This window comes from Actinomycetospora sp. 2LY8.5 (assembly GCF_057180585.1).
The window spans coordinates 324438-348041 of the sequence record NZ_JBXUHE010000002.1; the positions used below are offsets into that span (position 1 = coordinate 324438).

Sequence of the window (23604 nt, forward strand, 5' to 3'; positions counted from 1 at the left end):
GTGTCGTGACCGACCAGTACTTCTCCGAGCAGCCGACCTCGCCGTCGGACCCGGTCCCGTTCCGGTTCGAGGTCGGCGGGGTGGCGTTCGACCTCACCACCGACTCCGGGGTGTTCTCCCGCGGCCGGCTCGACAAGGGCACCCGCGTGCTGCTCGAGAACGCGCCCGACCCCGCCGAGACCGGTGACCTGCTCGACCTCGGCTGCGGCTACGGCCCGATCGCGCTCTGGCTCGCCGTCCAACGCCCGTCGTCGACGGTCTGGGCCGTGGACGTCAACGACCGCGCGCTGGACCTCGTGCGTGCCAACGCGGCCGCCGCGCGCCTGACGAACGTACGCCCCTGCCGGCCCGACGAGGTGCCCGACGCCGCGCGCTTCGCCGAGCTCTGGTCGAACCCGCCGATCCGCTCAGGGAAGGCGGCGCTGCACGAGCTGCTGCTGCGCTGGCTGCCGCGCGTCGACGGGTCGTCGTACCTGGTGGTGAGCAAGAACCTGGGCTCGGACTCGCTCGCCCGCTGGCTCGGCGAGCAGGGCCACACGGCACGACGACTGTCGTCGCACGCGGGATTCCGGGTACTCGGCATCACGTGATCTCGTACGTGCACGAGGGCAACGGCGTCCCGGTGGTCTGCCTGCACGGCTGGCCCGGCGCCGCGTCCGACTACCGTGCCCTGCTGCCGCTGCTCGAGCGCGACGCCCAGGTGGTGGTGCCCGACCTGCTTGGCTTCGGCGCCTCGTTCCGTCCCGGCGACGTGTCACGTCCGGCCAGAGACTTCGGCCGCGACGCCCAGGGTGCGGCGGTGCTCGAGTTGATGGACCACCTGGGCTTCGACTCCGCCGTGCTCGTCGGCTACGACGTGGGGTCGACGACGGCCTCGCACATCGCGCGGACCTCGCCCGAGCGGGTCCGCGCGCTGGTGCTCGGCAACGCGATCCACCCCGGGTCGGCGGCGGCGTCGCTCGACGACGACCATCGCGCCGAGTTCTGGTACCAGGACTTCCACCAGCTCGACCTCGTCGAGAACCTCGTCGACGGGTCGGCGGCGAACGTCCGGGCCTACCTGGAGTACTTCTGGGGGCACTGGGGCCACCGGGGGATCGCCGTCGACACAGCGGTCACCGACGAGCTCGTGGACGCCTACGCGCGGCCGGGCGCGTTCACGGTGTCGGTCAACTGGTATCGCTCGGGCTCGGCGACCCTGCGCACGGCGCTGGCGATGCGCGGGCAGGACCCGCCGTCCCCGGTCACCGTGCCGACCACCGTGCTGTGGGGCGACCAGGACCCGCTCTTCCCTCCCCGGCTCGCCGAGGGCCTGGAGCGCGCGTTCACCGACCTGCGCGGCGTGCACCACCTCGAGGACGTCGGCCATTTCGTGCCCCTGGAAGCTGCGAACGAGGTCGCGGCGGCGGTCCGGGCGTTCCTGTAGGGGCAGTGCGCGTCGAGTGTGCGCCCATCAAGGTCAAGACGCTCTGTGGACCTCGATGCGCGCACACTCGCGCACCGGGGTCTCGTAGGGTCGGCGCAGAGCCGGCGTAGCCCAAAGGCAGAGGCACACCCCTTAGGAGGGTGGCAGTGCGGGTTCGACTCCCGCCGCCGGCACCCCTACAGCTTCAGATCGCGCAGCAACCGGCCCACGTGGCCGGTGGCCTTCACGCCGTACTGCGCCTCCTCGATGTTCCCCTCGGCGTCGACGAGGAAGGTCGACCTGATCACACCGGTGGTCGTCTTCCCGTACATCGTCTTCTCGCCGAAGGCGCCCCACGCCTGCATCACCGACTTGTCGGGGTCGGAGAGCAGCGGGAAGGTCAGGCCTTCCTTGTCGCGGAACGTCGCGAGCTTCTCGGGCTTGTCCGGCGAGATCCCCAGGACAGCGACGTCGGCGTCGTTGAACGTCGCCAGGTTGTCGCGGAAGTCGCAGGCCTCCTTGGTGCACCCCGGCGTCATGGCGGCGGGGTAGAAGTACACGAGGACACGGTGCCCGCGGTGGTCTGCGAGGGACACCGTCTCCCCCTGATCGGAGGTCAGCGAGAAGTCCGGGGCGGGTTGACCGGGGGCCAGGCGGGTATCGGCGGTCACGGGCGGGCAGGATAGCCGCCGACCACCGGCCGGTCGCGAACAGAGCGACGGTCAGCGCGACCGACGACAGCACGGGAGGTGCCGTGGCACGGGACACGGACGCCATCGAGAAGGAGATCCAGCAGGCGCGCGAGGCGCTGGCCGGAGCCCTCGACGAGCTCTCCGAGCGGGCCAACCCGCAGCGGCTCTCGGAGCAGGGCAAGGAGATGGCCGCACAGAAGTGGGCCGACCCCAAGGTGAAGTACGCCGTCTACGCCGCCGGCGCGCTCGTGGGGCTCCTCATTCTGCGGAAGCTGCTCACGTAGGCAGGCGCGACACCGGTGGCGAGGTGGTAGAACCGCCTCGCCACCGGCGTCACGTAGGAGGTCCCCGCCGTGCCCGAGCTCAGCAAGGCCGCCACCGAGTTCCGCCGGGCGCGGGACCTGCTGCTGGAACGGCGCGAGGACCTCGGCGCCGCGCTGCGCGACTTCGCGTGGCCGCGGCTCGACGAGTTCAACTGGGCCCTCGAGCACTTCGACGCCATCGGCGCGGACCCCGGCACCGCCCAGCGCCCCGCGCTGTGGATCGTCGAGGAGGACGGCCGCGAGGCGAAGTACTCGTTCGCCGACATGAGCGAGCGCTCCAACCGCGTCGCCAACTGGCTGCGCGCGCAGGGCGTCGGGCGCGGCGACCGGATCGTCCTCATGCTCGCCAACCAGGTGGAGCTCTGGGACTCGATCCTCGCGGCGATGAAGCTCGGCGCGATCCTCATCCCCTCCACGCCGATGCTCGGCGCCGCCGACCTGCGCGACCGCATCGACCGCGGCGCCGCGCGCCACGTGATCGTCCGCGACGTCGACGTCGACAAGTTCGACGACGTGCCCGGCGAGTACACGAAGATCGCCGTCGGCAGCCAGGAGGGGAATCGAGGCGACATCACCGAGCCGCGGACGCGGAGTGCAGCGGAGCCGGACCCATCGGGCTGGCTCGACTTCTCCGCGGCCTACGACTCCCCGGCCGAGTTCACACCGGACGCACCCACCAAGGGCTCCGACACGCTGCTGCTCTACTTCACCAGCGGCACGACGTCCCAGCCGAAGCTCGTCGAGCACACGCACACGAGCTACCCCGTGGGGCACCTCTCGACGATGTACTGGATCGGCCTGCAGCCGGGCGACGTGCACCTCAACGTCGCCTCGCCGGGCTGGGCCAAGCACGCGTGGTCCAACGTCTTCGCGCCGTGGATCGCCGAGGCGACGATCTTCATCTACAACTACACCAAGTTCGACGCCGACAAGCTGCTCGATGTCGTCGTCGAGAAGGGCGTGAGCACCTTCTGCGCGCCGCCGACGGTGTGGCGGATGCTCATCCAGGCCGACCTGACCCGGGTGCAGGTGCCGGTGCGCGAGCTCGTCGGCGCCGGCGAGCCGTTGAACCCGGAGGTCATCGAGCAGGTCCGCGAGGCCTGGGGCATGACCATCCGCGACGGTTTCGGACAGACCGAGTCGACGCTGCAGATCGGCAACCCGCCCGGGCAGGCGGTCAAGGACGGCTCGATGGGCCGCCCGCTGCCCGGCTACCCGATCGTGCTGGTCGACCCGGTGACCGGCGAGCGCGGCCCCCACATCACGGAGGGCGAGATCTGCATCGACCTCACCGACCGTCCGCTCGGCCTCATGGTGGGCTACAAGGACGACCCCGCGCGCAACGACGAGGTCATGAGCGGCGGCGTCTACCACACCGGCGACGTCGGTTCCCGCGACGCGGACGGCTACATCACCTACGTCGGCCGCTCCGACGACGTGTTCAAGGCGTCCGACTACCGCATCAGCCCCTTCGAGCTCGAGAGCGTGCTGATCGAGCACGAGGCGGTCGCCGAGGCCGCGGTCGTGCCGTCGCCGGACCCGCTGCGCCTGGCCGTGCCCAAGGCCTACGTGGTGCTCTCGTCGCGCTTCGAGCCCTCGCGTGACACGGCGCTGGCGATCCTGCGCCACGCGCGCGAGAACCTGCCGGCCTACAAGCGGGTGCGGCGCCTGGAGTTCTACGAGCTGCCCAAGACGATCTCCGGGAAGATCCGCCGGGTGGAGCTGCGCGGCCGCGAGCACGAGCTGCGTCCCGGGCCCGACGCCGCGGCCCCCGAGGGCGAGTTCCGCGACGAGGACTTCCCGGAGCTGCGCCAGTGAGCTACGCGTTCCCGGTCGTCCCGCGCTACGCGGAGATCGACCAGCAGGGCGTCGTCTTCAACGGGCACTACCTGACGTGGTTCGACGAGGCCTTCACCGGCTTCCTCGAGCACGTCGGGCTGGCGTACCCGGACCTCATCGCCTCGGGCGTCGACGTGATGGTCGTGCACTCCGAGCTCGACTACGGCGGGTCGGTGCGGTGGCGTGACGACGCGCGGGTCGAGGTGTCGTGCGAGCGGCAGGGGACGACGAGCTTCACGCTCGGGTTCACCGTCTACCGCTCGGCCGACGAGGTCGCGGTGACCGGCCGCAACGTCTACGTCGTCGTGGTCCAGGACCCCGAGACGAAGGCGTGGTCCAAGGCCCCGGGGATCCCGGAGAAGCTCGCCGCGGCGCTGTCGTCGTCCTAGCCCGAGCAGAGCGAGAACCTGGATCCACGGTGGCGCCGGGGCGACTCAGGACGCCCCCGCGCGCAGTGCGAACGGCAGGATCGCGCCGCGGCGCAGGGCGTCGGCGTCGATGGAGGTCAGCGTCGGGAAGCGGTCGAGGCGCGAGATCGCGAGGGCGACCGGGTCGTCGACGGGGTCGACGCGACCCGTGAGGTACGCCCACTCGTGCTCGTCGGAGCAGTACGGCAGCACGGTGCCGAAGACGTCGTCGAACCGTCGGGTCATGCGGCCCAGCGTGTCGTGGCGCCAGAGCGTCGGGCACCCCGCCTGCGAGCAGACGACGCCGCCGGGGGCGAGGACCTCCGAACATCGCCGCAGGAACTCCTCGCCGTACAGGCGGGCGTGCTGCGCGGGGTCGGTGATCTCGACGGGCTCGTCGGGCAGGTCGACGATCACCACGTCCCACCGGTCGCCGCGGGCGGCGGCGTCGACGAGGAACTGCCAGCCGTCGGCGTCGTGCATCCGCACGGGACCCTCGCCGCGCTCGGCCGCCGCCAGCTCGTCGGGGGAGTAGCCGTAGGGCAGCAGGTCGGCGCAGCGGCGGACGCACTCGGTGTCGATGTCGACGTGGTCGACGCGCGTGGCGCCGGCGGCGACCGCGAGCTGGGAGACGACACCCTCCGACGAGCCGACGACCAGCACCGAGCGCAGCTCGTCGGCCAGCAGCATCGGGGGCACGGCGAGGGCCTCGTGGTAGACGAGCTGGCTCGCCTCGGTGGACTGGCGCTCGCCGTCGCAGAACAGCGAGACCCCCTGCGCCGTGCGGGCGACCATCATGTCCTGCCACTCCGTGCGTCCCCGCCAGAGCACCTCGTCGAGGCGCCAGCGCCGTCGCATACCCGCGGCCAGGGGCTCGTCGACCTCGCGCCCGCCCGCGGCCGGGGCGAGCCCGGCGCCGCGGGCCACCACCTGGGCGCGCACGTCGGTCGCGCCCAGCTCGCGACCGAGGGTGTCGACGACGTGCTCCGGGTCCGCCTGGATGCCGCAGGTGAACACGTCCACGAACGCCGCCGAGGCCTCGGGGTAGGCGTGGACGGACGCGTGTGACTCGGAGAGCAGCGCGAGCACCGTCGTGCCCTGCGGCTGGAACCGGTGCGCGACGACGTCGAGGACGGTCGCGCCGCCGGCGTCGAGCGCGCGGCGCAGGGCGTCGGCGACGTGCCGCTCGTCGCCGAGGACGGCGGGGTCGACGCCGCGCAGCTCGGCGAGGACGTGCCGTCCGGCGAACGTGACGGGCTCAGTGCTCGCGGGCGTGGTGGTCAATTCCACCTTCCTCCGGGATCTCGCGGACGTACGTGGGCAGGGGCGGCAGGCCGTTGAAGCCCACCGAGGCGTAGCTCGCGGTGTACGCGCCGGCGCCGAGGAACTCGACGACGTCGCCGGGCACGAGGTCTCGGGGGAGACGGACGTCGGCGTGTCGGTAGAGGACGTCGTCGCCGTCGCAGGTCGGCCCGGCGAGCACGACGGGACCGGTTTCCCCGCTCCGGCCGGGCGTACGCAGGCGGTACACGATCATCTCGCCCTCGGTCTCGGCGAGGCCCTGGTAGCGGCCGACGTCGAGGTACACCCAGCGCCGTCCGGCGCGCTCGGCGACGAGGACGACCTCGGCGCGCAGCACACCGGCGTCGGCGACCAGCGCTCGGCCCGGCTCGGCGAGCACGCGCGGGCGCCACCACGCGGCGTGCCGGGCGAGGGCGTCGCGGATCGCGGCCGCGCAGGCGCCGACGTCGGGCGTGGCGCCACCGGCGTGGGGGGTGGGGAAGCCGCCACCGAGGTTCAGCTCGCGCGGCGCGTGCTCGCCGAGCCGGGCGGCCACGCGCGCGGAGGCGTCGATCGCGCGCACCCAGGCCCACGGATCCCGCTGCTGGGAGCCGACGTGGAACCCGATGCCGGCGGCGTCGAGCCCGGCGGCCCGCGCCTGCGCGAGGAGCGCGACGGCCTCGTCCTCGCTCGCGCCGAACTTGCCGGCGAACGGTGTCGCCGCCCCGTCGTCACCCACGGCGAGCCGGACCCCGACGACCGCACCCGAGGCCTCCCGCGCGAGGAGCTCGACGTCGGCGGGGGCGTCGCTGGTGAACCGGGTGACCCCGGCGGCCCGGGCGGCGCGCACATCCGTGATCTTCTTCACGGGGTTGCCCCAGGACAGCCCCGCCGGACCGGCTCCGGCCATCCGGCAGAGGTCGAGCTCGCCGACGCTCGCGAGGTCGAACGAGGCCCCTTCGGCGACCAGGAGGGCGAGGACGTCGGGGTGCGGGTTGGCCTTCACGGCGTAGCAGAGCTCGATCCCGGGCAGCGCGTTGCGCATCGTGCGATAGGCGTGACGCACCGTGGCCAGGTCGAGGTCGAGGTGGGGGGACGGCCGGTCCGCGGTCACGGGGCGCCCGTCCGCGCGCGTCCCGGGCTCGACACCCACGGGCTCCATGGTGCCTGCCCAATTCTTCGTGGACACCACGAGACGGCTGACCCGGGGCATCCCTCCGGCGTACCGTATGGATCTCCGGAGCCGTGGGAGCTGCGGACCGCTGTCGGGGGCGGGCATGTTGCGAAGGGGGTTGCATGCCGTCCACCTCGTCCCGAGGCTGGAACCCGGCACCGCGTCCGCGACCGTGGCCGTTCCGCACACCACGCAACATCGTGATCACGAGCCTGTTCACGGTGGCGTTGGTGGCGGCGCTGTTCGGCGTCGGGACGGCGGTCGTGCCGGGTGGTCCCCGGGACGACGCGGCGGGTCTGACCGGCAACGCGACCGATGTGCCGACCACCTCCGAGCAGGTCGACGACTCCTCCGACGGCGCGCCGGGTTCGGGTGGGTCCACGTCGGACGGCGGCGCCCCTCAGGCGCTCCCCGACGCGCCCCGCACCGACGGCGCGATTCCCGAGAGCTCCCTCCCCGACGACGTCGCCCCGCCGCTGACCCCGATCCCGCTGCCCGGCTCGCGGGCGCTCGGACCCTCGTCCTCCGCGCCGGCCTCGCCCGGCGAGCCCGCCTACCCCGGGTCCGAGCAGCCGGCCACCCCGCCGCCGGGCTTCGACGAGCTCGTCCCGGGTGTGGACGCGGTGCCGCTGCCCGGTGCCGACGGCTCGGGTCCGGCCCCGGCGGCCGAGCCGACGGGCCCGCGCGACACGGGCGCCGCCGCGAACCCACCGCAGACGCCGACCACCGACGACGATCCGGGCCCCGTGCTCGACCTCCCGCTGCTGCCCGACCCCACGCGCGACGAGCCGACCGGATCCCCCGGCGGCCGGGGTGGTAACGGGGGCGGCAACGGGGGCGGCCGGGACGACGACACGTCGGGTCGCGGCGGTGCCGACGGTCCGGGCAACCGTGGCGGCAACGGTGACGGCAACGGTGGCGGCCTGCTGCCCGATCTCCTGCCCGGGAACGGCGGCGGCACCGGTGGTGGTGGCGGCACCGCTGGCGGGGCCGGCACCGGCGGCCGGGGCGGCGACGAGCCGGGTCGCGGGGATGGCAACGGCGGCGGGAACGGCGGCGGCCAGGTCCGCACCGGCGGCGGCCAGGACCGCACCGGCGGCCAGGAGCGCGAGGGCGGCCGCGACGACGAGGCGAGCCGTGGCGGCGGCGGGCTGCTGCCCGACCTCGTGCCCGGCGACGGCGACCGGACCCAGCCGCGACGGACGGACGAGGCGACCACCAGCGCCGCGCCGGCCACGACGCCGGAGGGGTGGCCGACCTACGGCCAGCCCGGCGGTCCGGGCGACCCGGCGGCCGGCGAGGCCGGCGAGGACACCGGCTCCGAGGGCCGTCGCAGCCGGCCCACCACGACCCCCGAGGGGTGGCCGCTGCCGGCGGACGCGACGGAGGTGTCCGACGGGGACCGGCGCTCGGCGCCGCGGACCACCACCGACCCGTCGACCGGGGTCACCACCACGGTCGACGACGAGGCGGGCACGACCACCACGGTCGACCCCACCACCGGCGCGTCGCTGACCACGCGCCACCGGACCACGGCCGCCGACGAGCCGGCACGCACCGGCGACCGCAGCGCCGGCCGGACCACGGGCAGCTCCGGCGGCTCGGCGCGCTCCACGTCGGCGCCCGACGGGGACGCCACGACCGAGTCGACCCGGGCCCGCACCACCGGGTCCGCGGACGACGACGAGACCGCGGCGTCCAGCCGGTCCCGGACCCGGACATCGTCCACCGACTCCTCGTCCACCGACTCCTCGTCCACCGACTCCTCGTCCGACCCGAGCACGCGGTCGAGCACGCGGTCGAGCTCGTCGAGCGCGAGCGCCGACGACGAGACGTCCGATCCCACGACGCGCCGGTCGACGTCGCGGTCGACGGCGAGCTCCTCCGACTCGTCGGGCTCCTCGGACTCGTCCTCCGGCCCGACCTCCCGGCGGACGACGGCCAGCGGGGACAGCGACTCGAACGTCGTCGGCGAGTCCGTGGGCAACGGGCAGGGCTCCAACCGGACCGTCGCGTACACGGTCGAGCCCCAGATGGCGATCCCGACGACGTCGCCGTTGGATCCCCGGTTCTGGGCGTGGATCGCCACCACCGTGACGCGCACCCCCGGCCCGGGCGGGTGATCACCGCGCCGGGCACGATCGCCGGATGACCCCGACGCCGACCGTCACGCCGTCCGACCTGCGCGGCCGCGGCGAGGAGTTCGCGCAGTTCTGGCGCGACCACCGCGTCAGCACGATCACGACGCTGCGCCGGGACGGATCGCCGCACGTGGTGCCGGTGAACTGCACGCTCGATCTCGACACGGCGGTCGCCCGGGTGCTCACCTCGGGGCACAGCGCCAAGGCCCGCCACGTGCGCCTGGGCGGCGACGCGGGCGCGCGCGTGGCGCTCACCCAGGTCGACGGCCGGCGGTGGTCGACCCTCGAGGGGCTCGCGGTGGTGCGCGACGACCCGGCGACGGTGGCGGACGGCGAGCGCCGCTACACCGAGCGCTACCACCCGCCGCGCGTCAACCCGGCCCGTGTGGTCCTGGTGATCGTGCTGACGCGGGTGCTCGCGAGCCGGGGACTCTAGGTCTCGAGCGGCACGAGGTGCTCGGCGAACTCGTCGAGGAACCCCGGCCACGACGCCGGCGCCACGGCAGGGCGCACGACGAACTTGGTGATGCCCTCGTCCACGTACCGCTGCACACGTCGGCGCGCGTCGTCCCAGCCGTCGGCGACGAGGTCGCGCGGGTCGAGCTCCGGGCGCCGGTGCACCGCCGAGGCGCGGGCCCGATCGGCGTCCTGGGCGGACGTGCCGGGTGGCAGCACGAGCAGGTTGGTGCCGTAGTGGTCCTCCTCGACCTCACGGCCGGCCTCGGCGGCCGCGGCGGCGATCGTCGCGCGGGCGGCGCCGGCCTCGGCCGGGGTGACGAACGAGGCCAGCCACCCGTCGGCGAGACGCCCGACCCGGCGCAGCGCGGCCGGCACCAGCCCGCCGAGCCACAGGTCGAGCGGGCGCCGGGCGCGTGGCTCGACGACGGCGTCGTCGAGGGTGAAGAACTCGCCGTGGAACGTCACCGACTCCTCGGTGAGCAGCCGTCGCACGACGGTCAGGGCCTCCTCGAAGACCCCGGCGCGGGGGCCGGGCACGGGGTAGGCGGTGCGCTCGGCCGCGGTCGCGGGGCGCAGACCGAACACCGGCAGGATCCGCTTCGGCGCGAGGGCGGCCAGGGAGGCGAGCTGCGCGGCGACGACCGCCGGGTTGCGCCCGGGCAGGACGATCACCCCGCTGCCGACCTTGAGCGACGTCGTCCGCCCGACGGCCCAGCTCATCGCGACGAGGGGCTCGACGGCCGGCGCGGCCATGCGGTCGGGGAACCACACCGAGTCGATGCCCCGCGCCTCGCAGCCGTCGACCAGCTCGAGCGTCGAGGCCGCCGGGTCGTCCCGCGACGGGCCGGCGCCGAGCCCGACGCGGACCTTCATGAGGTCTGCCGTCACCGCACCATGACATCGCGGACGAGACCGGCCCGCTCGGCGAACGCGTCGAACAGCACCCAGCTCGCGGCGCGCGACTCCTCCGCGCGCGTGACGGTCTCGGCGCGCAGCGCGTCACGGTCGACACCGAACTCCGGCAGCCGCGCCTCGAGCGGCGTGCCGGTCCAGCGGCGGATCCACGTCTCGAGCTCGGCGGGGGTGATCTCGGGGTGGAACTGCACCCCGAGGTGCGCGCCGGCCCGGAAGGCCTGGGTGCAGCGCTCCGACGTCGCGAGCACCTCGGCCTGCGGCGGCGGTGTGAACGTGTCGAAGTGGAACTCCATCCACGGGCCCGGCGACACGATCTCCGGGGCGTAGGTGGTGATCTCCCGCCAGCCGTTCTCGTGGCGGCCGTCCGCGGCGTGCGCCGTTCCGCCCAGGACGCGGGCGAGCAGCTGCCCGCCGAAGCAGAAGCCGAGCATCGGGACGTCCTCGGCGATCGCCGACTCCAGGTAGGCGATCTCGGAGGCGAGCCAGGGCACCGCGTCGTCCCACGCGCCCTGCCCGGAGCCCAGCACGGCCACGGCGTCGAGCGTCCCCGGCGCGGGCAGCGCCTCGCCGGCCACGCCGGGGACGATCTCGATCCCGCGTTCGGCCGCCCAGCCCACGAGCGTCCCCGCCTGCACGAGCGCGGTCTCTGCGGAGACCTCGTGGCCGATCACCAGCATCGTCGGTGCACCCATGTCCGATGCAACGCACGGACCCGGCCGATGCGTCCCCGCAGGTTGCGCGGTTCGGGTCGCCCGGGCGTCACGGGTGTCAGGACACCTGACACGCTCGGCGCGTGCCCCCGCGCAAGACCAAGCCCTGCGCCTTCTGTGCGGTCCTCGCCGGCGACGCCCCGGCCGACGTCGTGCACGACGGCCCGTCGACGATGGCCTTCCTCGACACGTCGCCGGTGTTCCACGGCCACGTCCTGCTCGTCCCGCGCACCCACGTGACGACGCTGGCCGACCTGCCGCCCGACGAGTTGCCGGGTTTCTTCGCGCTCGCCCAGCACCTCGAGCGGGCCGTCGAGTCGGCGATGGAGGCACCGGGCTCGCTGATCATGATCAATAACGTGATCAGCCAGTCGGTGCCGCACCTGCACCTGCACGTCATCCCGCGGCGGCCGAAGGACGGGCTGCGGTTCTTCCTCGGGCCCCGCCACCCGTACGGCTCTCCGGACGAGTCGGCTGCGGTCGCCGGGCGTATCGTCGCTGCGCTGCACGCCACCTGAGAACGCGTTCAGCGGAGCACCCTGATGCGCGACGAATAGAGTATGACGTGAGACGAACGGTCCTCCGTCACCTGTCGGCGGTCGTTCTTGCGCGCCGAATGGTCGAAGTCGCGACGTCCGATCGAGTGAGAAGGGCCCCCTCGCGATGTCCGGGATGTCATCCTCGGGGCAACGCACGCGGTGGGCTACCGGGCACGCTCGGTCACCGCGATCCCCGCCCCGACGTCGGAGGTGCTCGTGCCGGTCCTCATGTGGGTCGCTGTGCTGGTGGTCGGCTGGTGCGTCGCGTCGGTCGTCACCGCCCTGGCGCTCGGGACCTGGCTGCGGCGTCGGGCGGAGGCCACCGACCCCGAGGGCGCGCTGCGCCCCCTCGACACCGGCCCGCTGCGCCTCTGGCTCGGCGACCTGCCCGAGGTGCCGGAGACCCCCGACGAGCTCGGCCGCCGGGCCGGGTGGGACCAGGTCGTCGAGGGGCTGCCCGCCCCGCGGCGGCACGCCGAGCCGGCCGACCGCGCGACCAGCGCGCCCTAGGTCCTCAGACCTCCACCCCCACCGCGCGGCGCACCCCGCGCAGCGTCCGCGACGCCTGCTCGCGGGCGATCTCCCCGCCGCGCGCGAGGATCGCGTCCAGCTCGCTGTCGGGTGCGACGAGCTCCTCGTAGCGGGCGCGCAACGGCCCCAGCTGGGTCTCGAGCACGTCGGCGAGCTGGTTCTTCAGGTCGCCCCAGCCCACGCCGCCCGCCTCGAGCCGCTTGCGGGTGTCGGCCACGACGTCGGGCTCGGCGAACTGCGCGAGGATCTGGAACACCGACGAGGAGTCCGGGTCCTTCGGCGCCTCGACCGGCGTGGAGTCGGTCGGGATGCGGCGCACCAGCTTCTTGAGCTTCGGCGCGGGCAGGAAGAGCGGGATGTAGTTGTCGTACGACTTGCTCATCTTGCGCCCGTCGAGCCCCGGCAGCGTGTGACCCGTCGTCTCGGGCGGCACGACGGCCTCGGGGACGCGCAGGCGGAAGCCCTCGCCGTAGCGGTGGTTGAAGCTGCCGGCGACGTCGGCGGCGATCTCCACGTGCTGCAGCTGGTCGCGGCCCACCGGCACGAGGTCCGACTCCATGATCAGGATGTCGGCGGCCATGAGGACGGGGTACTCGTAGAGCCCCATGTTGATGCCCGCGTCCGGGTCCTCACCGGCGGCGACGTTGCGGTCGCGGGCCGCCTTGTAGGCGTGCGCGCGGTTCATGAGGCCCTTGCCGGTGACGCACGAGAGGATCCACGTCAGCTCGAAGGTCTCGGGCACGTCGGACTGCTTGTAGAAGACGGTGCGCTCGGGGTCGAGGCCGGCGGCGATCCACGTCGCGGCGACCGAGCGGGTCCACGCCGCGATGTCACCGGCCGGGGGCGTGCCCGTGAGCGCGTGCTGGTCGGCGATGAAGTACCGCGACTCGAACTCCGCGGTCCGCGCGAGCTCGAGCGCGGGCCGGATCGCGCCGACGAAGTTGCCCAGGTGCGGCTCGCCGCTGGGCTTGATCCCGGTCAGGGCGATCTTCCGCCGCTCCGTCTCCACCACGACTCCGAGCCTATCCGGGGCGTCGACCGGCTTCGGGGCTCGCGTACGGCCACGGCGGGTTCGTGGTCGAGCTCTGCTCCGCTCCGCTGCGCTCCGTCTCCGGCACACTGCGCGGTGTGTCGAGCTTCCCCCGTCGCCAGGCCGCCACCCGCCGGTTCACCCTCGGCGCGCCGCGCCGCGCGACGGTCTCGCCGGACGGCGGGCGTGTCGTGTTCCTGCGCAGCCGTGCGGGCGACGACCCGGTGACCTGCCTGTGGATGCTCGACGTCGCCACGGGTGAGGAGCACCTGCTCGTCGACCCGCTCACGCTCGACGTCCCCGGCGAGGAGGACCTGCCGCCCGAAGAGCGCGCGCGTCGCGAGCGCGTGCGCGAGCAGTCCGGCGGCGTCGTCGAGTACGCCCTCGACGCGGCGGCCCGACTGGCGGTGTTCGTGCTGTCCGGGCGGGCGTTCACCGTCGAGCTCGTCCCGGGCGCGCGGCCGGCGCCCCTGCCGGTGGACGGCCCGGTGGTCGACCCGCGCCCGGACCCGACGGGCGCCCGCGTCGCCTTCGTGCGCGAGGGCACGCTGGGAGTCCACGAGCTCTCGACGGGTACCACGCACGTGCTCGCGGGCCCGGCCGGCGACGAGGGGCCGGGTGTGACCTGGGGCCTCGCCGAGTTCGTCGCCGCCGAGGAGATGAACCGCTACCGCGGGTACTGGTGGGCGCCCGACGGCTCGCAGCTCGCCGTGGCCCGCGTCGACGACGCGCCGGTGACGCGCTGGTGGATCGCCGACCCGGCGCACCCCGACCGCGCGCCCGTCGAGACCGCCTACCCCGCCGCCGGCACCGCGAACGCCGACGTCACGCTCGCGCTCGTCGACCTCGACGGGACGCGCGTCACCGTCGACCTCGGCGAGGGCACCGAGTACCTCGCGGCCGTCGCATGGGACGTCCACGACCTCCTCGTCACGGTGTCGTCCCGCGACCAGCGCCGCGTGGACCTGCGTCGCGTCGACCCCGACACCGGCGGGTCCGACGTCCTGCTCAGCGAGACCGACGACGTCTGGGTCGACCTCGTGCCCGGCGTGCCCGCGCACCTGGGCGACGGCGCGCTGGTGCGGTGCGCGGACGTCGAGGACACCCGGCGGCTCGTCGTCGGCGACGAGGCCGTGACCCCGCGCGGGCTGCAGGTGCGCGGTGTGGCCGACGTGGACGGCGACACCGTGCTGTTCACCGCCTCGGAGCGGCCTGAGGACGTGACCCTCTGGGCGTGGTCGCGCCGGGGCGGTGCCACGCGTGTCGGCCCGCAGTACGGCGTCTGGGCCGGACGCCGCGCCGGCGGGGTGACCGTGCTCGCCGGCGGCGACCTCGACGCCGACGGCACGCGCACCTGGGTGCGGACCGCCGACGGGCGCACGGTCGGCGTGACCTCCCACGCCGAGTCCCCGGGCCTGCAACCGGTGGTCCGGCCGGTGGCGACCGACGCGGGCGGCCCCTCGGTCGCGGTGGTGCTGCCCACCGGGCACGTGCCCGGCTCGCGCAAGCTCCCGGTCCTGCTCGACCCCTACGGCGGGCCGCACGCGCAGCGGGTCCTCGCGACGCGGGCGATGTTCCTGACCTCGCAGTGGTTCGCCGACCAGGGTTTCGCGGTCGTGATCGCCGACGGCCGAGGCACCCCGGGTCGCGGTCCGGCGTACGAGCGGGCGGTGTGGGGCGACCTCGCAGGCCCGGTGCTCGACGACCAGGTCGCGGCCCTGCGCGCGGCCGCGGAGCAGGTCGGCGACCTCGACCTTCACCGCGTCGGCATCCGCGGCTGGTCGTTCGGCGGCTACCTCGCCGCGCTCGCGGTGCTGCGCCGCCCCGACGTCTTCCACGCCGCGGTGGCCGGCGCACCGGTGACCGACTGGCGCCTCTACGACACCCACTACACCGAGCGCTACCTCGGCCATCCCGACGAGCGTCCCGACGCCTACGCGCGCTCGTCGATCACCGACGACCCGGGTGCGCAGACGCCGGCGCCGCCCCTGATGCTCGTGCACGGGCTCGCCGACGACAACGTCGTCGCCGCCCACACCCTGCGCCTGTCGTCGTCTCTGCTCGCCGCCGGGCACCCGCACACCGTCCTGCCGCTCTCGGGCGTCACGCACATGACGCCGCAGGAGGTCGTCGCCGAGAACCTGCTCCTGCTCCAGGTCGCCTTCCTGCGCGAGGCCCTGGGGTAGCGCTCGGTACCAGCGATGCGGCATCGCTGGCGTCTCACGCCAGGATCGCCACACGCTCGGTCGCGCGACACGCCGTGGGCGTTTGCGATCGGGAAGACTTCGACGAGTTCTCCCAAACCGCACCCACGCCTCGCGGCGCTCGCCGAAGCTGGCGCGGCGAGGGCGACCCGGCCGTGTTCCCGAGACCCGGCCGGGCCCGCCCCGCCCCGGTCACGGCCGGGCACGGTGGTGGAGGGGCAGGCATGGCGCGGTCGGTACGGGGCGGTGGCGTGTGAGCGCCACGGAGCGGATGGTCGACCGGTTCGGTCGTCCGGTGCCCGCGACGCCCGTGGTGCGCCTGCGGGTCGATCGCACGCCGGGCCGGGTTCCGCTCCTCGTCGACGGGGCCGCGGTGGCGATCCCCCGCGGCGCCGACCCGCACCGTGAGGGCCTCGCGTTCGCCGCGAGCCGGGCCGCGCGGCTCGGCCGGCCGGTGCGCGTGGAGATGTCGAGCCCGTGGAGCGTCTGGCCCCTGGTCGTCCACGCCGACGGCGGGGTCGACGACGGCCGCTCGCCGCGACCGTGCGCAGGGTGGGAACGGCCCGGTCGACGCGCACGTCGGCGGGCCCCGGCGCTGGCCGACGTCACGGAGCGACCCCGTCGCCGCCCCGTGGGTCTCCTGGCGTTCGCCGCGGCGCTGACCGCCGCGGTGATGGTCGGCGCGGTGGGCACGGGCGTGGTGACGCTGGCGGCGCCGGGCGACCCGGCGCCCGCGGAGTGCCGCGACGTCACCCTGTTCGCGGTCAACGGCAGCGGGGCGGGCGGGGGCCAGACCCTCGGGGCCCTCACCGACCCCCTGGTCCAGCGAGTGGGGCAGCGGCTGGCCGTGGTCGCGGTGCCCGGGCCCGAGACCGGCTCCGGCGAGCAGCAGGCCGCCACCGCGCTCACCGAGCAGGTCGCCGCGCAGCTCGCCGGCTGCCCGACGGGCCGGGTCATGCTGTTCGGCTACTCCCAGGGCGCGCAGGTGGTGGGCGACGTCGCCGCGCGGATCGGCTCCGGTCAGGAGGCCGGCGTGCCCGCCGACCGGGTCCTCGCGGTCGGTCTGTTCGGCGACCCGGCCCGCGACCCGAACGTGCGCACGGTCCCCGACGGCGTCACCGGTCAGGGCGTGCTGCCCGCGCGCGACGGCGGCTTCGGATCGCTCGCCGAACGCACCATCCAGGTCTGCGCTCCTGAGGACCCCGTCTGCGCCACCACGCCCGGCGCCACCGCGCCGACGCTCGAGGAGGCCGTCGCCGCACCGGAGCATGGCGGGTACGACCAGCTCGAGGTCGCCCCGAACACGCCCGCGACCCGCTGGGCGTCCGAGTCCCTCGGGCGGCTGATCACCTCGCTCCCGGCGGCGGAAGGGCCCACGGCCAACCCGGCCGGCGCGCCGGCGTCGTCGGGCGCGCCCACCACCTCGTCGGCGGCGCCGGCGACCGGCGGATCCGTACCGGGGACGACGGCTCCGGGTGGCTCGCAGTACGAGACGAACGCTCCAGGTGGCGCGGCGCCGGAGACGACCGCACCGGGTTCGACGGCTCCGGGTGGCTCGCAGTACGAGACGAACGCTCCGGGTGGCGCGGCGCCGGAGACGACGACGCCGGAGACGACGGCGCCGGAGACGACCGCACCGGGTTCGACGGCTCCCGGCGGCTCGCAGTACGAGACGACAGCGCCCGACGGCCCTGCTCCCGGGACGACCGGCAGCGGGACCGGCAGCGACAGCACGGCCCCGGGGACGACGGCGCCTGGTGGCTCGGGGTACGAGACGGACCCGCCGGGCGGGACGGCGCCGCGGACGACCGCTCCGGAGCTGCCCCGCAGCACGGAGCTCCCCGGCTCGGGCACCGGGGAGTACCCGGCCGACGGCGGGCTCGCGCCTGGCGGCGACGAGGGCACGGACACCACCGGCGGGGACGGGCCGGTGCCGGCGACCTCCACCGCGCCCGGCTCGGGTTCGACGACGGCCCTGCCGGGAGGCGATGACACCGGCGGCGAGTACGGGCCGCGCTCGACGGCCCCGGGAGGGAGCACCGGCACCGGGACGGGGTCACAGCCGCGATCGACGACACCGGGCAGCGGCACCGGGTCGGGCTCGCCACCGCGGTCGACCACCCCGCCGGACGGGGATGCGGGAACGGACAGCACCGGGAGCACCTGCACGCGCGACGATCCCCGCACCACGGGCGGCTCCACCTCCCAGCCGCGCACCACGACGGCACCTGACGAGCGGTCGGGTTCCGCGAGCCCGAGCACCGGGAGCACCGGGAGCACCGGGAGCGGCAGCTCCGGCACCAGCGACCCCGGCACCGGCGGCTCCGCCTGCGAGGAGGCCGACGCCGGCGGGACGGGCAGCGCCGAGGACGGGACCGACACGAGCACCGGCGGCACCGGCACGAGCACCGGCACGAGCACCGGCGGCACCGGCACGAGCACCGGCGGCACCGGCACGAGCACCGGCGGCGCCGGCACCGGTTCCGCCGGCAGCGACACCGGCGCGCTCTGGGCGCTCACGTCCGGGCTGGCGGGCTTCCAGGACTCCAACGGCGGCAACGTCGAGGGCGGCGGGCTGGACCCGGAGCAGGTCGAGAGCCCGAACGTGCCCGGCCGTCAGGTGGTCAAGCTCGAGGTCCCCGGGGGCGCGAAGCGCTCCGAGGTGCGCCCGGAGGAGGCGCAGAACATCCGTGAGGGCGAGCGCCTCTTCTTCGGCTACAGCGCCTTCCTGCCCGAGGACTTCCCCGTCGACACGCAGGACTGGCAGGTCATCTGGCAGCTGCACGACGGCGGCAGCAACACCTCGCCGCCGGTGGCACTCGAGGTCGTCGACGGGCGTCTCTGGCTCGCCAACGTGGGCGATCGCGTGCGCGACCTCGGTCCGGTGCAGGCGGGTCGCAACCTGGCCGTGCAGATGGACATCGAGTTCGAGATCGGCGGCGGGTCGGTCTCGGTCTACCGCGAGGGGCAGCAGGTCCTGCAGAACTTCCGCCCGCCCCGCGGCACGATGATCGACTCGTTCGACTACCTCAAGACGGGCATCTACCGGCACACCGGCGGCCCGGCGCAGCCGGCGACGATCTTCCTCAACGACCTCAAGATCGGCGACTCCCTCGACTCGGTGTCGAACCTGGCCGGTTCGGAGCACGGTGGCGCCACCGGCGGGAACGTGGCCGCGACGGACACCGGGACAGGCACGCTCGACCTCATCGGCGGTTCCTCCGGCGACGGCGGGACCGACGCGTCCAACACCGGTGCCGGCACGGGGACGAGCACGCGCGTCCGGCAACGCTGAGCCTGATCTCCGTCGACCTCCGCGCGCGGGGCCCCGGAGCACCCCCGGAACGAGACCGGAGCCACCCTCGACGTGCTCCGGGGTGTGCCCGACCCTCGTCATGGGCATCAGTCCCTGGTCGACAGCGCGCCGATCTCCGGGGAGTGGGACCGACACATGAGGGCGAGCGACCTGTTCCTGCGGTGTCTCGAGGCCGAGGGCGTCGAGTACGTCTTCGGGGTGCCCGGCGAGGAGAACGCCGACCTCCTCATGTCGATGCGCGAGTCGCCGGTGCGCTTCGTCCCCACCCACCACGAGGCCGGCGCCGCCTTCATGGCCGACGTCTACGGGCGCCTCACCGGCCAACCCGGGGTCTGCCTGTCGACGCTCGGGCCCGGCGCGTCCAACCTCGTCACCGGCGTGGCCAACGCCAACATGGACAACTCCCCGGTCGTCGCGATCACCGGGCAAGGCGCCACGACGCGCCTGCACAAGGAGTCGCACCAGGCGATGAACGTGGTCAACATGTTCACGCCCATCACCAAGTGGACGACCTCGCTGCGCGACGAGTCGACGATCCCCGAGGTCGTGCGCAAGGCGTTCAAGCTCGCCGTCGCCGAGAAGCCGGGCGCGACGCACGTCGAGCTGCCCGAGGACATCGCCAAGCACGAGGTCGAGGCGGCGCCGATCGTGCCGCCGGAGAAGGTCCGCCGCCCCGTCCCCGACGAGAAGTCGATCGAGGCCGCCCTGGACCTCATCGCCCGCGCCGAGCGCCCGGTCCTGCTGGTCGGGCAGGGCTGCGTGCGCACGCGCGTGAGCCGTCAGCTGCAGCGGTTCGTCGAGAGCACCGGCATCTACGCCGGTATGACGTTCATGGGCAAGGGCGCGCTGTCCGACCGCCACGAGCGCAGCCTGTACGCCGTCGGTCTCGGTTCCCGCGACTACGTCACCGAGGTCTTCGAGGCCGCCGACCTCGTGATCGCCGTCGGTTACGACATGGTCGAGTGGCCGCCCGCGCGCTGGAACATCGGGCGCACCAAGCGCCTGCTGCACATCGACTTCGACCCCGCCGAGGTCGACGACGCCTACCGACCGACCGTGGAGATCGTCGGGGACGTCGCCGCGACCCTGTGGGCGATCAACGAGGGCCTCACCGACGAGCACCACTACGAGGACGTCCACCTGCACCACCGGGTGCGCGAGTCGCTCACCGAGGAGATCACCGAGGCCGGGGCGGGTGCCGAGGCCGACACCGGCGACTTCCCGATGAAGCCCCAGCGCATCCTCGCCGAGCTGCGCGCCGAGATGGACGACGAGGACATCCTCATCAGCGACGTCGGGGCCCACAAGATGTGGGTGGCGCGGCACTACCCGACGTACTCGCCGAACTCCTGCATCATCTCCAACGGCTTCTGCTCGATGGGGATCGCGGTGCCCGGCGGTGTCTCCGCCGCGCTGGTGGAGCCGCGGCGTCGCGTGGTGGCCCTCTCCGGCGACGGTGGCTTCATGATGAACATGGCGGAGCTCGCCACGGCCACCCGTCTGGGCGTCGCGCCGGTCAACGTGGTGTGGGAGGACAACGACTACGGGCTGATCTCCTGGAAGCAGGAGGTCGAGTTCGGGCACCACTTCGGCACCGAGTTCACGACGCCCGACCTGGTCACCGTGTCCCAGGGCCTCGGCTGCCACGCCCGCCGCATCGAGTCGGCCGACGAGTTCCGCCCCGCCCTCAAGGAGGCGTTCGACCGGCGCGACAAGCCGTCGGTCATCGTCGTGCCGGTCGACTACCGCGAGAACGTGAAGCTGACGAAGCGGTTGGGGCAGCTGATCGCCCGGTGACCGCTCGGGTGGCCGCTCGGGTCGCCGCTCGTGGTCGCATCGTGTGACCCCCGCCCCTGCCCGTAACGCCCCTCCTCGGAGCGCGGATACTTTCCCGGACACGTCCGGTCCCGCAGCGACCAGGAGAGGGGGCACCACGATGACCGTCGACAGCACGTCGGAGTCCGGCGAGATCGACGGGGGCCTCGCCGACGCCTTCGTGGCCCTGGCGGATTCGCTGTTCGCCGTGCCCGGCGACCTCGGCGTCGTCGGTGTCGTCGAGCGGGTCGTCGACGCCGCGCACGCGATCGTGCCCGGCGCCGACCTCGTCTCGGTGGTGCTCCGCAACCCGGACGGGCGCCTGGACACCGTGGCCGCGAGCCACCCCGTCGCCCAGCGGGCCGACGCCCTGCAGGACGAGGTGGGGGAGGGCCCGAGCCACACCGCGATGTACCGCACCGGCGTCGGCGCGGCCATGGACCGGCTGACCGGCCTCGACGTCACGTGGCCGGCGTTCGGCGCCCGCGCCGCCGAGGACCTCGAGCTCGGTGCCGTGCTCGCGACGGGCATGTTCCCCGGCGGCGCCCCGCCACGGTTCGGCTCGCTGAACTTCTACTCGTGGTCCCCGGAGGGGCTCGACGCCGTCGACCGCGACCTCGCGCTCGTCCTCGCCGCCCACGCGGCCACGGCGATCAACGCGGTCCAGGGGCGCACGGCGTCGGAGCTGCGCGAGTCCCAGCTCCTCGAGGCGCTCCAGAGCCGCGACGTCATCGGCCAGGCCAAGGGCGTGCTCATGGAGCGCCGCGGCCTGAGCGCCGACGAGGCGTTCGACGTGCTCCGGCGGACCTCGCAGGACCTCAACGTGAAGCTCCGCGACGTCGCCGAGACGCTGGTGACCCGCCGCACCGAGCTCTAACGCACGCGCACCGGGAGGGTGTCGAGCCCGCCGGTGAGGCGCTCGGTGTGCAGGGTGAGCTGCTCGGGGTCGACCGCGAGCGACAGCTCCGGCAGCCGCGTGAACAGCGTCGTCAGCCCGATGCGCAGCTCGGTGCGCGCAAGGCTCGCCCCGATGCAGAAGTGCGGCCCGTGCCCGAAGGACAGGTGCGGGTTCGGGCTGCGGTCCGGGTCGAAGGCGGTCGCCTCGTCGAAGGCGTCCTCGTCGCGGTTGGCGGCGCTGGTGACGATGACGACGCCGTCGCCGCGCGCGATGGTGACCTGCTCGGAGCCCGCGCCGACCGTCACGTCCTCGTGTGCGTAGCGGAGCAGCCCCATCCCGCCGGGCTCGGCGAGGCGCAGCACCTCCTCGACGATCGCGTCGACCGAGCCGGCGGGGTCGGCGACGAGCCGGTCGCGCACCTCGGGGTTGACCAGCAGCAGCACGACGCCCAGGGAGAGCCGGTTGACCGTCGTCTCGTGCCCGGCGAACAGCAGGCCGACGGTGAGCTCCGCGAGCCGCGCGTCGGTCAGACGCGGGTCGTGCTCCTGGGCGGCGACGAGATCGGAGATGACGTCCTCGCCGGGCTCGGTGCGCTTGGCCTCGGCGAGTCCGGCCGTGTACCGCTCGAACTCGGCGCGTGCCACCGCCGGGTCGTCGCCGGTGAGGGTGGCCATGCGCTCGGAGAGGTCCTTGAAGTAGACGCGGTCCTCGACCGGCACGCCGAGCAGCTCGCAGATCACGAAGATCGGCAGCGGCACGGAGAAGTCGGCGTGCAGGTCGACCGTGCCGTCCTCGGACGGCGCGAGGCCGTCCACCAGTCCGTCGGCGAGCTCGGCGACCCGGTCGTGCAGGCGACGCATCCGCTTCGCCGAGAAGGCGGGTGTGAGCAGGCGCCGCATGCTCGAGTGGTCGGCGTCCTCGTGCTCGTGCTCGCCGGTCGGTCCCGCCATCACCCCGGCGTCCGAGACGCGGGCGGCCTCCTCGGGCTTCGGGTGGGAACGCCCGAGGCGACGGTCGGCGAACAGGGCCTTGGCCTCCTCGTAGCGCGCGACGAGCCAGACGACGTCGCCGGCGGGGGTGCGCACCTTCGTGATCGGCCCGGCGGCACGGAGACGCTCGTAGAGCGGGGAGATCGCGAGGACCCCCTCGCGCGGGAACGGCAGCCGTGGCAGGTCCGGGGCCTTGCTATCGGAGGGGTCATCGGTGGGGTCATCGGAGAGGTCGTGCGCGGTCGAGGTGGTGGTGGTCACGTCGTCTCCTCGGTGGGGTCGTCGGCACGGGTGGCGAGTCGGTCGAGCCAGGCCTGCTCCTCGCGGATGCGACGCAGGACCTCGTCGAGAACGAGGCCGGCCCAGGGGTCGTCGGGCGTGTCGGGGTCCGCCGGCGCCGCGGCTTCCGCGAGCCCCGCCAGCCGCGTCCGCCGCTCGGCCAGCACCCGCCCCCGGGCCGCGAGCACACCGCGCCGCTCCTCGGGCGCGAGCCGTCCGAAGCCGGCGAGGCGGGCCAGGAACTCGGGCTCGTCGCCCGCGAGCTCCTCGGGCAGGTCGGCCAGCTGGTCGTGGAGCAGCTCGCGGCCGACGTCGGTGAGCGTGTAGACGTGCCGCGGTGGCCGCCCTTCCTGCGGCTCGAGCGTGCGGGTGACCGCGCCGGCCTCCCCGAAGCGCCGCAGCGCCGGGTAGAGCGAGTTGTTGTGCAGCTTGATCCCGGTGGCGGCCTCGACGCGCCGGCGCAGCTCGTAGCCGTGCGACGGCCGCCGGGCGAGCTGGCTCAGCAGCAGCACGTCCACCCACACGTAGGTCATCGTGACCTAGGTGCAGCTGTCAGGCCACTCGAGGTGATCTTCTCGACACCACGGGTGACGACACCGTCGACGGGTAGCGAGGCCGAACCACGGCCTCGGGGCCTCGAACGGTCAGCCCGACATG

21 protein-coding genes and 1 tRNA gene are annotated in these 23604 nt (G+C 74.2%); 14 read left to right on the plus strand and 8 right to left on the minus strand.

The window, feature by feature from the left end; all coding sequences use genetic code 11:
- The first annotated feature begins 5 nt into the window (after positions 1-5).
- From AC2A1K_RS03860 to AC2A1K_RS03870, 3 genes are all read left to right on the plus strand, one after another.
- Positions 6-590, plus strand: a complete 585-nt coding sequence (locus tag AC2A1K_RS03860; protein ID WP_483894986.1) for a class I SAM-dependent methyltransferase — start codon at positions 6-8, stop codon at positions 588-590.
- The gene (locus AC2A1K_RS03865) at positions 587-1426 is read left to right on the plus strand and encodes an alpha/beta fold hydrolase (RefSeq protein ID WP_483894987.1); all 840 of its coding nucleotides are present in this window, start codon (positions 587-589) and stop codon (positions 1424-1426) included. Before AC2A1K_RS03860 ends, AC2A1K_RS03865 begins: the two co-directional genes overlap by 4 nt.
- Positions 1427-1526: 100 nt before the next feature.
- Positions 1527-1599, plus strand: a tRNA-Leu gene (locus AC2A1K_RS03870).
- A 3-nt stretch (positions 1600-1602) separates the two neighbouring features.
- On the opposite strand, the gene bcp is transcribed toward AC2A1K_RS03870, so the two are convergent.
- The gene (gene bcp, locus AC2A1K_RS03875; protein WP_483894988.1) at positions 1603-2076 is read right to left on the minus strand and encodes a thioredoxin-dependent thiol peroxidase; all 474 of its coding nucleotides are present in this window, start codon (positions 2074-2076) and stop codon (positions 1603-1605) included.
- A gap of 83 nt (positions 2077-2159) precedes the next feature.
- On the opposite strand from bcp, the gene AC2A1K_RS03880 reads away from it, so the two are divergent.
- From AC2A1K_RS03880 to AC2A1K_RS03890, 3 genes are all read left to right on the plus strand, one after another.
- Positions 2160-2381 carry a DUF3618 domain-containing protein gene (locus AC2A1K_RS03880; protein WP_483894989.1) on the plus strand — a complete coding sequence of 74 codons (222 nt, stop codon included), beginning with the start codon at positions 2160-2162 and terminating at the stop codon, positions 2379-2381.
- A 69-nt stretch (positions 2382-2450) separates the two neighbouring features.
- On the plus strand, positions 2451-4238 hold the full coding sequence (locus AC2A1K_RS03885) for an AMP-binding protein (protein WP_483894990.1): 1788 nt from the start codon (positions 2451-2453) through the stop codon (positions 4236-4238).
- Positions 4235-4648 (plus strand): acyl-CoA thioesterase, encoded by a 414-nt coding sequence (locus AC2A1K_RS03890; RefSeq protein WP_483894991.1) that lies wholly within the window; start codon positions 4235-4237, stop codon positions 4646-4648. The genes AC2A1K_RS03885 and AC2A1K_RS03890 overlap by 4 nt, the downstream gene beginning before the upstream one ends.
- Before the next feature lie 45 nt (positions 4649-4693).
- Here AC2A1K_RS03890 and speD read toward each other — a convergent pair whose 3' ends face one another.
- Complete coding sequence (gene speD / locus AC2A1K_RS03895) at positions 4694-5950, minus strand: adenosylmethionine decarboxylase (protein ID WP_483894992.1); 1257 nt, start codon at positions 5948-5950, stop codon at positions 4694-4696.
- A complete protein-coding gene (locus AC2A1K_RS03900; RefSeq protein WP_483894993.1) occupies positions 5925-7100 on the minus strand; it encodes a type III PLP-dependent enzyme in 1176 nt (391 codons plus the stop codon). Before AC2A1K_RS03900 ends, speD begins: the two co-directional genes overlap by 26 nt.
- 221 nt (positions 7101-7321) lie before the next feature.
- On the opposite strand from AC2A1K_RS03900, the gene AC2A1K_RS03905 reads away from it, so the two are divergent.
- Both AC2A1K_RS03905 and AC2A1K_RS03910 read left to right on the plus strand, forming a co-directional pair.
- Positions 7322-9244: a hypothetical protein gene (locus tag AC2A1K_RS03905; RefSeq protein ID WP_483894994.1), complete on the plus strand. Its 1923-nt coding sequence runs from the start codon at positions 7322-7324 to the stop codon at positions 9242-9244.
- Positions 9245-9269: 25 nt separating this feature from the next.
- Positions 9270-9698 (plus strand): pyridoxamine 5'-phosphate oxidase family protein, encoded by a 429-nt coding sequence (locus AC2A1K_RS03910; protein ID WP_483894995.1) that lies wholly within the window; start codon positions 9270-9272, stop codon positions 9696-9698.
- Here the strand turns inward: AC2A1K_RS03910 and AC2A1K_RS03915 are convergent.
- Positions 9695-10609, minus strand: coding sequence for a TIGR03854 family LLM class F420-dependent oxidoreductase (locus AC2A1K_RS03915; protein WP_483894996.1), 915 nt, complete (start codon positions 10607-10609; stop codon positions 9695-9697). The genes AC2A1K_RS03910 and AC2A1K_RS03915 overlap by 4 nt on opposite strands.
- Complete coding sequence (locus AC2A1K_RS03920) at positions 10606-11328, minus strand: type 1 glutamine amidotransferase (protein ID WP_483894997.1); 723 nt, start codon at positions 11326-11328, stop codon at positions 10606-10608. Before AC2A1K_RS03920 ends, AC2A1K_RS03915 begins: the two co-directional genes overlap by 4 nt.
- Positions 11329-11429: 101 nt before the next feature.
- On the opposite strand from AC2A1K_RS03920, the gene AC2A1K_RS03925 reads away from it, so the two are divergent.
- Entirely contained in the window at positions 11430-11864 is a 435-nt protein-coding gene (locus tag AC2A1K_RS03925; protein ID WP_483894998.1) for an HIT family protein, read from the plus strand.
- 180 nt (positions 11865-12044) lie between these two features.
- On the plus strand, positions 12045-12395 hold the full coding sequence (locus AC2A1K_RS03930) for a hypothetical protein (RefSeq protein WP_483894999.1): 351 nt from the start codon (positions 12045-12047) through the stop codon (positions 12393-12395).
- Between the two features lie 4 nt (positions 12396-12399).
- Here the strand turns inward: AC2A1K_RS03930 and AC2A1K_RS03935 are convergent, their stop codons facing one another.
- The gene (locus tag AC2A1K_RS03935) at positions 12400-13425 is read right to left on the minus strand and encodes a tryptophan--tRNA ligase (RefSeq protein WP_483895100.1); all 1026 of its coding nucleotides are present in this window, start codon (positions 13423-13425) and stop codon (positions 12400-12402) included.
- A 119-nt stretch (positions 13426-13544) separates the two neighbouring features.
- Between AC2A1K_RS03935 and AC2A1K_RS03940 the strand changes: the two genes are divergently transcribed.
- From AC2A1K_RS03940 to AC2A1K_RS03955, 4 genes are all read left to right on the plus strand, one after another.
- Positions 13545-15632: a S9 family peptidase gene (locus AC2A1K_RS03940; protein WP_483895000.1), complete on the plus strand. Its 2088-nt coding sequence runs from the start codon at positions 13545-13547 to the stop codon at positions 15630-15632.
- A 271-nt stretch (positions 15633-15903) separates the two neighbouring features.
- Positions 15904-18945, plus strand: coding sequence for a heparin lyase I family protein (locus tag AC2A1K_RS03945; RefSeq protein ID WP_483895001.1), 3042 nt, complete (start codon positions 15904-15906; stop codon positions 18943-18945).
- A 156-nt stretch (positions 18946-19101) separates the two neighbouring features.
- Positions 19102-20763 (plus strand): acetolactate synthase large subunit, encoded by a 1662-nt coding sequence (locus tag AC2A1K_RS03950; RefSeq protein ID WP_483895002.1) that lies wholly within the window; start codon positions 19102-19104, stop codon positions 20761-20763.
- 139 nt (positions 20764-20902) lie between these two features.
- Positions 20903-21658, plus strand: coding sequence for an ANTAR domain-containing protein (locus tag AC2A1K_RS03955; RefSeq protein ID WP_483895003.1), 756 nt, complete (start codon positions 20903-20905; stop codon positions 21656-21658).
- On the opposite strand, the gene AC2A1K_RS03960 is transcribed toward AC2A1K_RS03955, so the two are convergent.
- Both AC2A1K_RS03960 and AC2A1K_RS03965 read right to left on the minus strand, forming a co-directional pair.
- Complete coding sequence (locus AC2A1K_RS03960) at positions 21655-22929, minus strand: cytochrome P450 (protein WP_483895004.1); 1275 nt, start codon at positions 22927-22929, stop codon at positions 21655-21657. The genes AC2A1K_RS03955 and AC2A1K_RS03960 overlap by 4 nt on opposite strands.
- A complete protein-coding gene (locus AC2A1K_RS03965) occupies positions 22926-23480 on the minus strand; it encodes a PadR family transcriptional regulator (protein ID WP_483895005.1) in 555 nt (184 codons plus the stop codon). Before AC2A1K_RS03965 ends, AC2A1K_RS03960 begins: the two co-directional genes overlap by 4 nt.
- Between the last annotated feature and the right edge of the window lie 124 nt (positions 23481-23604).

Excerpts from the sequence above, each read along its gene's own strand:
- AC2A1K_RS03910 (WP_483894995.1), top strand. The coding sequence starts at position 9,270 with ATGACCCCGACGCCGACCGTCACGCCGTCCGACCTGCGCGGCCGCGGC.
- AC2A1K_RS03920 (WP_483894997.1), bottom strand. The coding sequence starts at position 11,328 with ATGGGTGCACCGACGATGCTGGTGATCGGCCACGAGGTCTCCGCAGAG.
- AC2A1K_RS03950 (WP_483895002.1), top strand. The coding sequence starts at position 19,102 with ATGAGGGCGAGCGACCTGTTCCTGCGGTGTCTCGAGGCCGAGGGCGTC.
- AC2A1K_RS03955 (WP_483895003.1), top strand. The coding sequence starts at position 20,903 with ATGACCGTCGACAGCACGTCGGAGTCCGGCGAGATCGACGGGGGCCTC.
- AC2A1K_RS03965 (WP_483895005.1), bottom strand. The coding sequence starts at position 23,480 with ATGACCTACGTGTGGGTGGACGTGCTGCTGCTGAGCCAGCTCGCCCGG.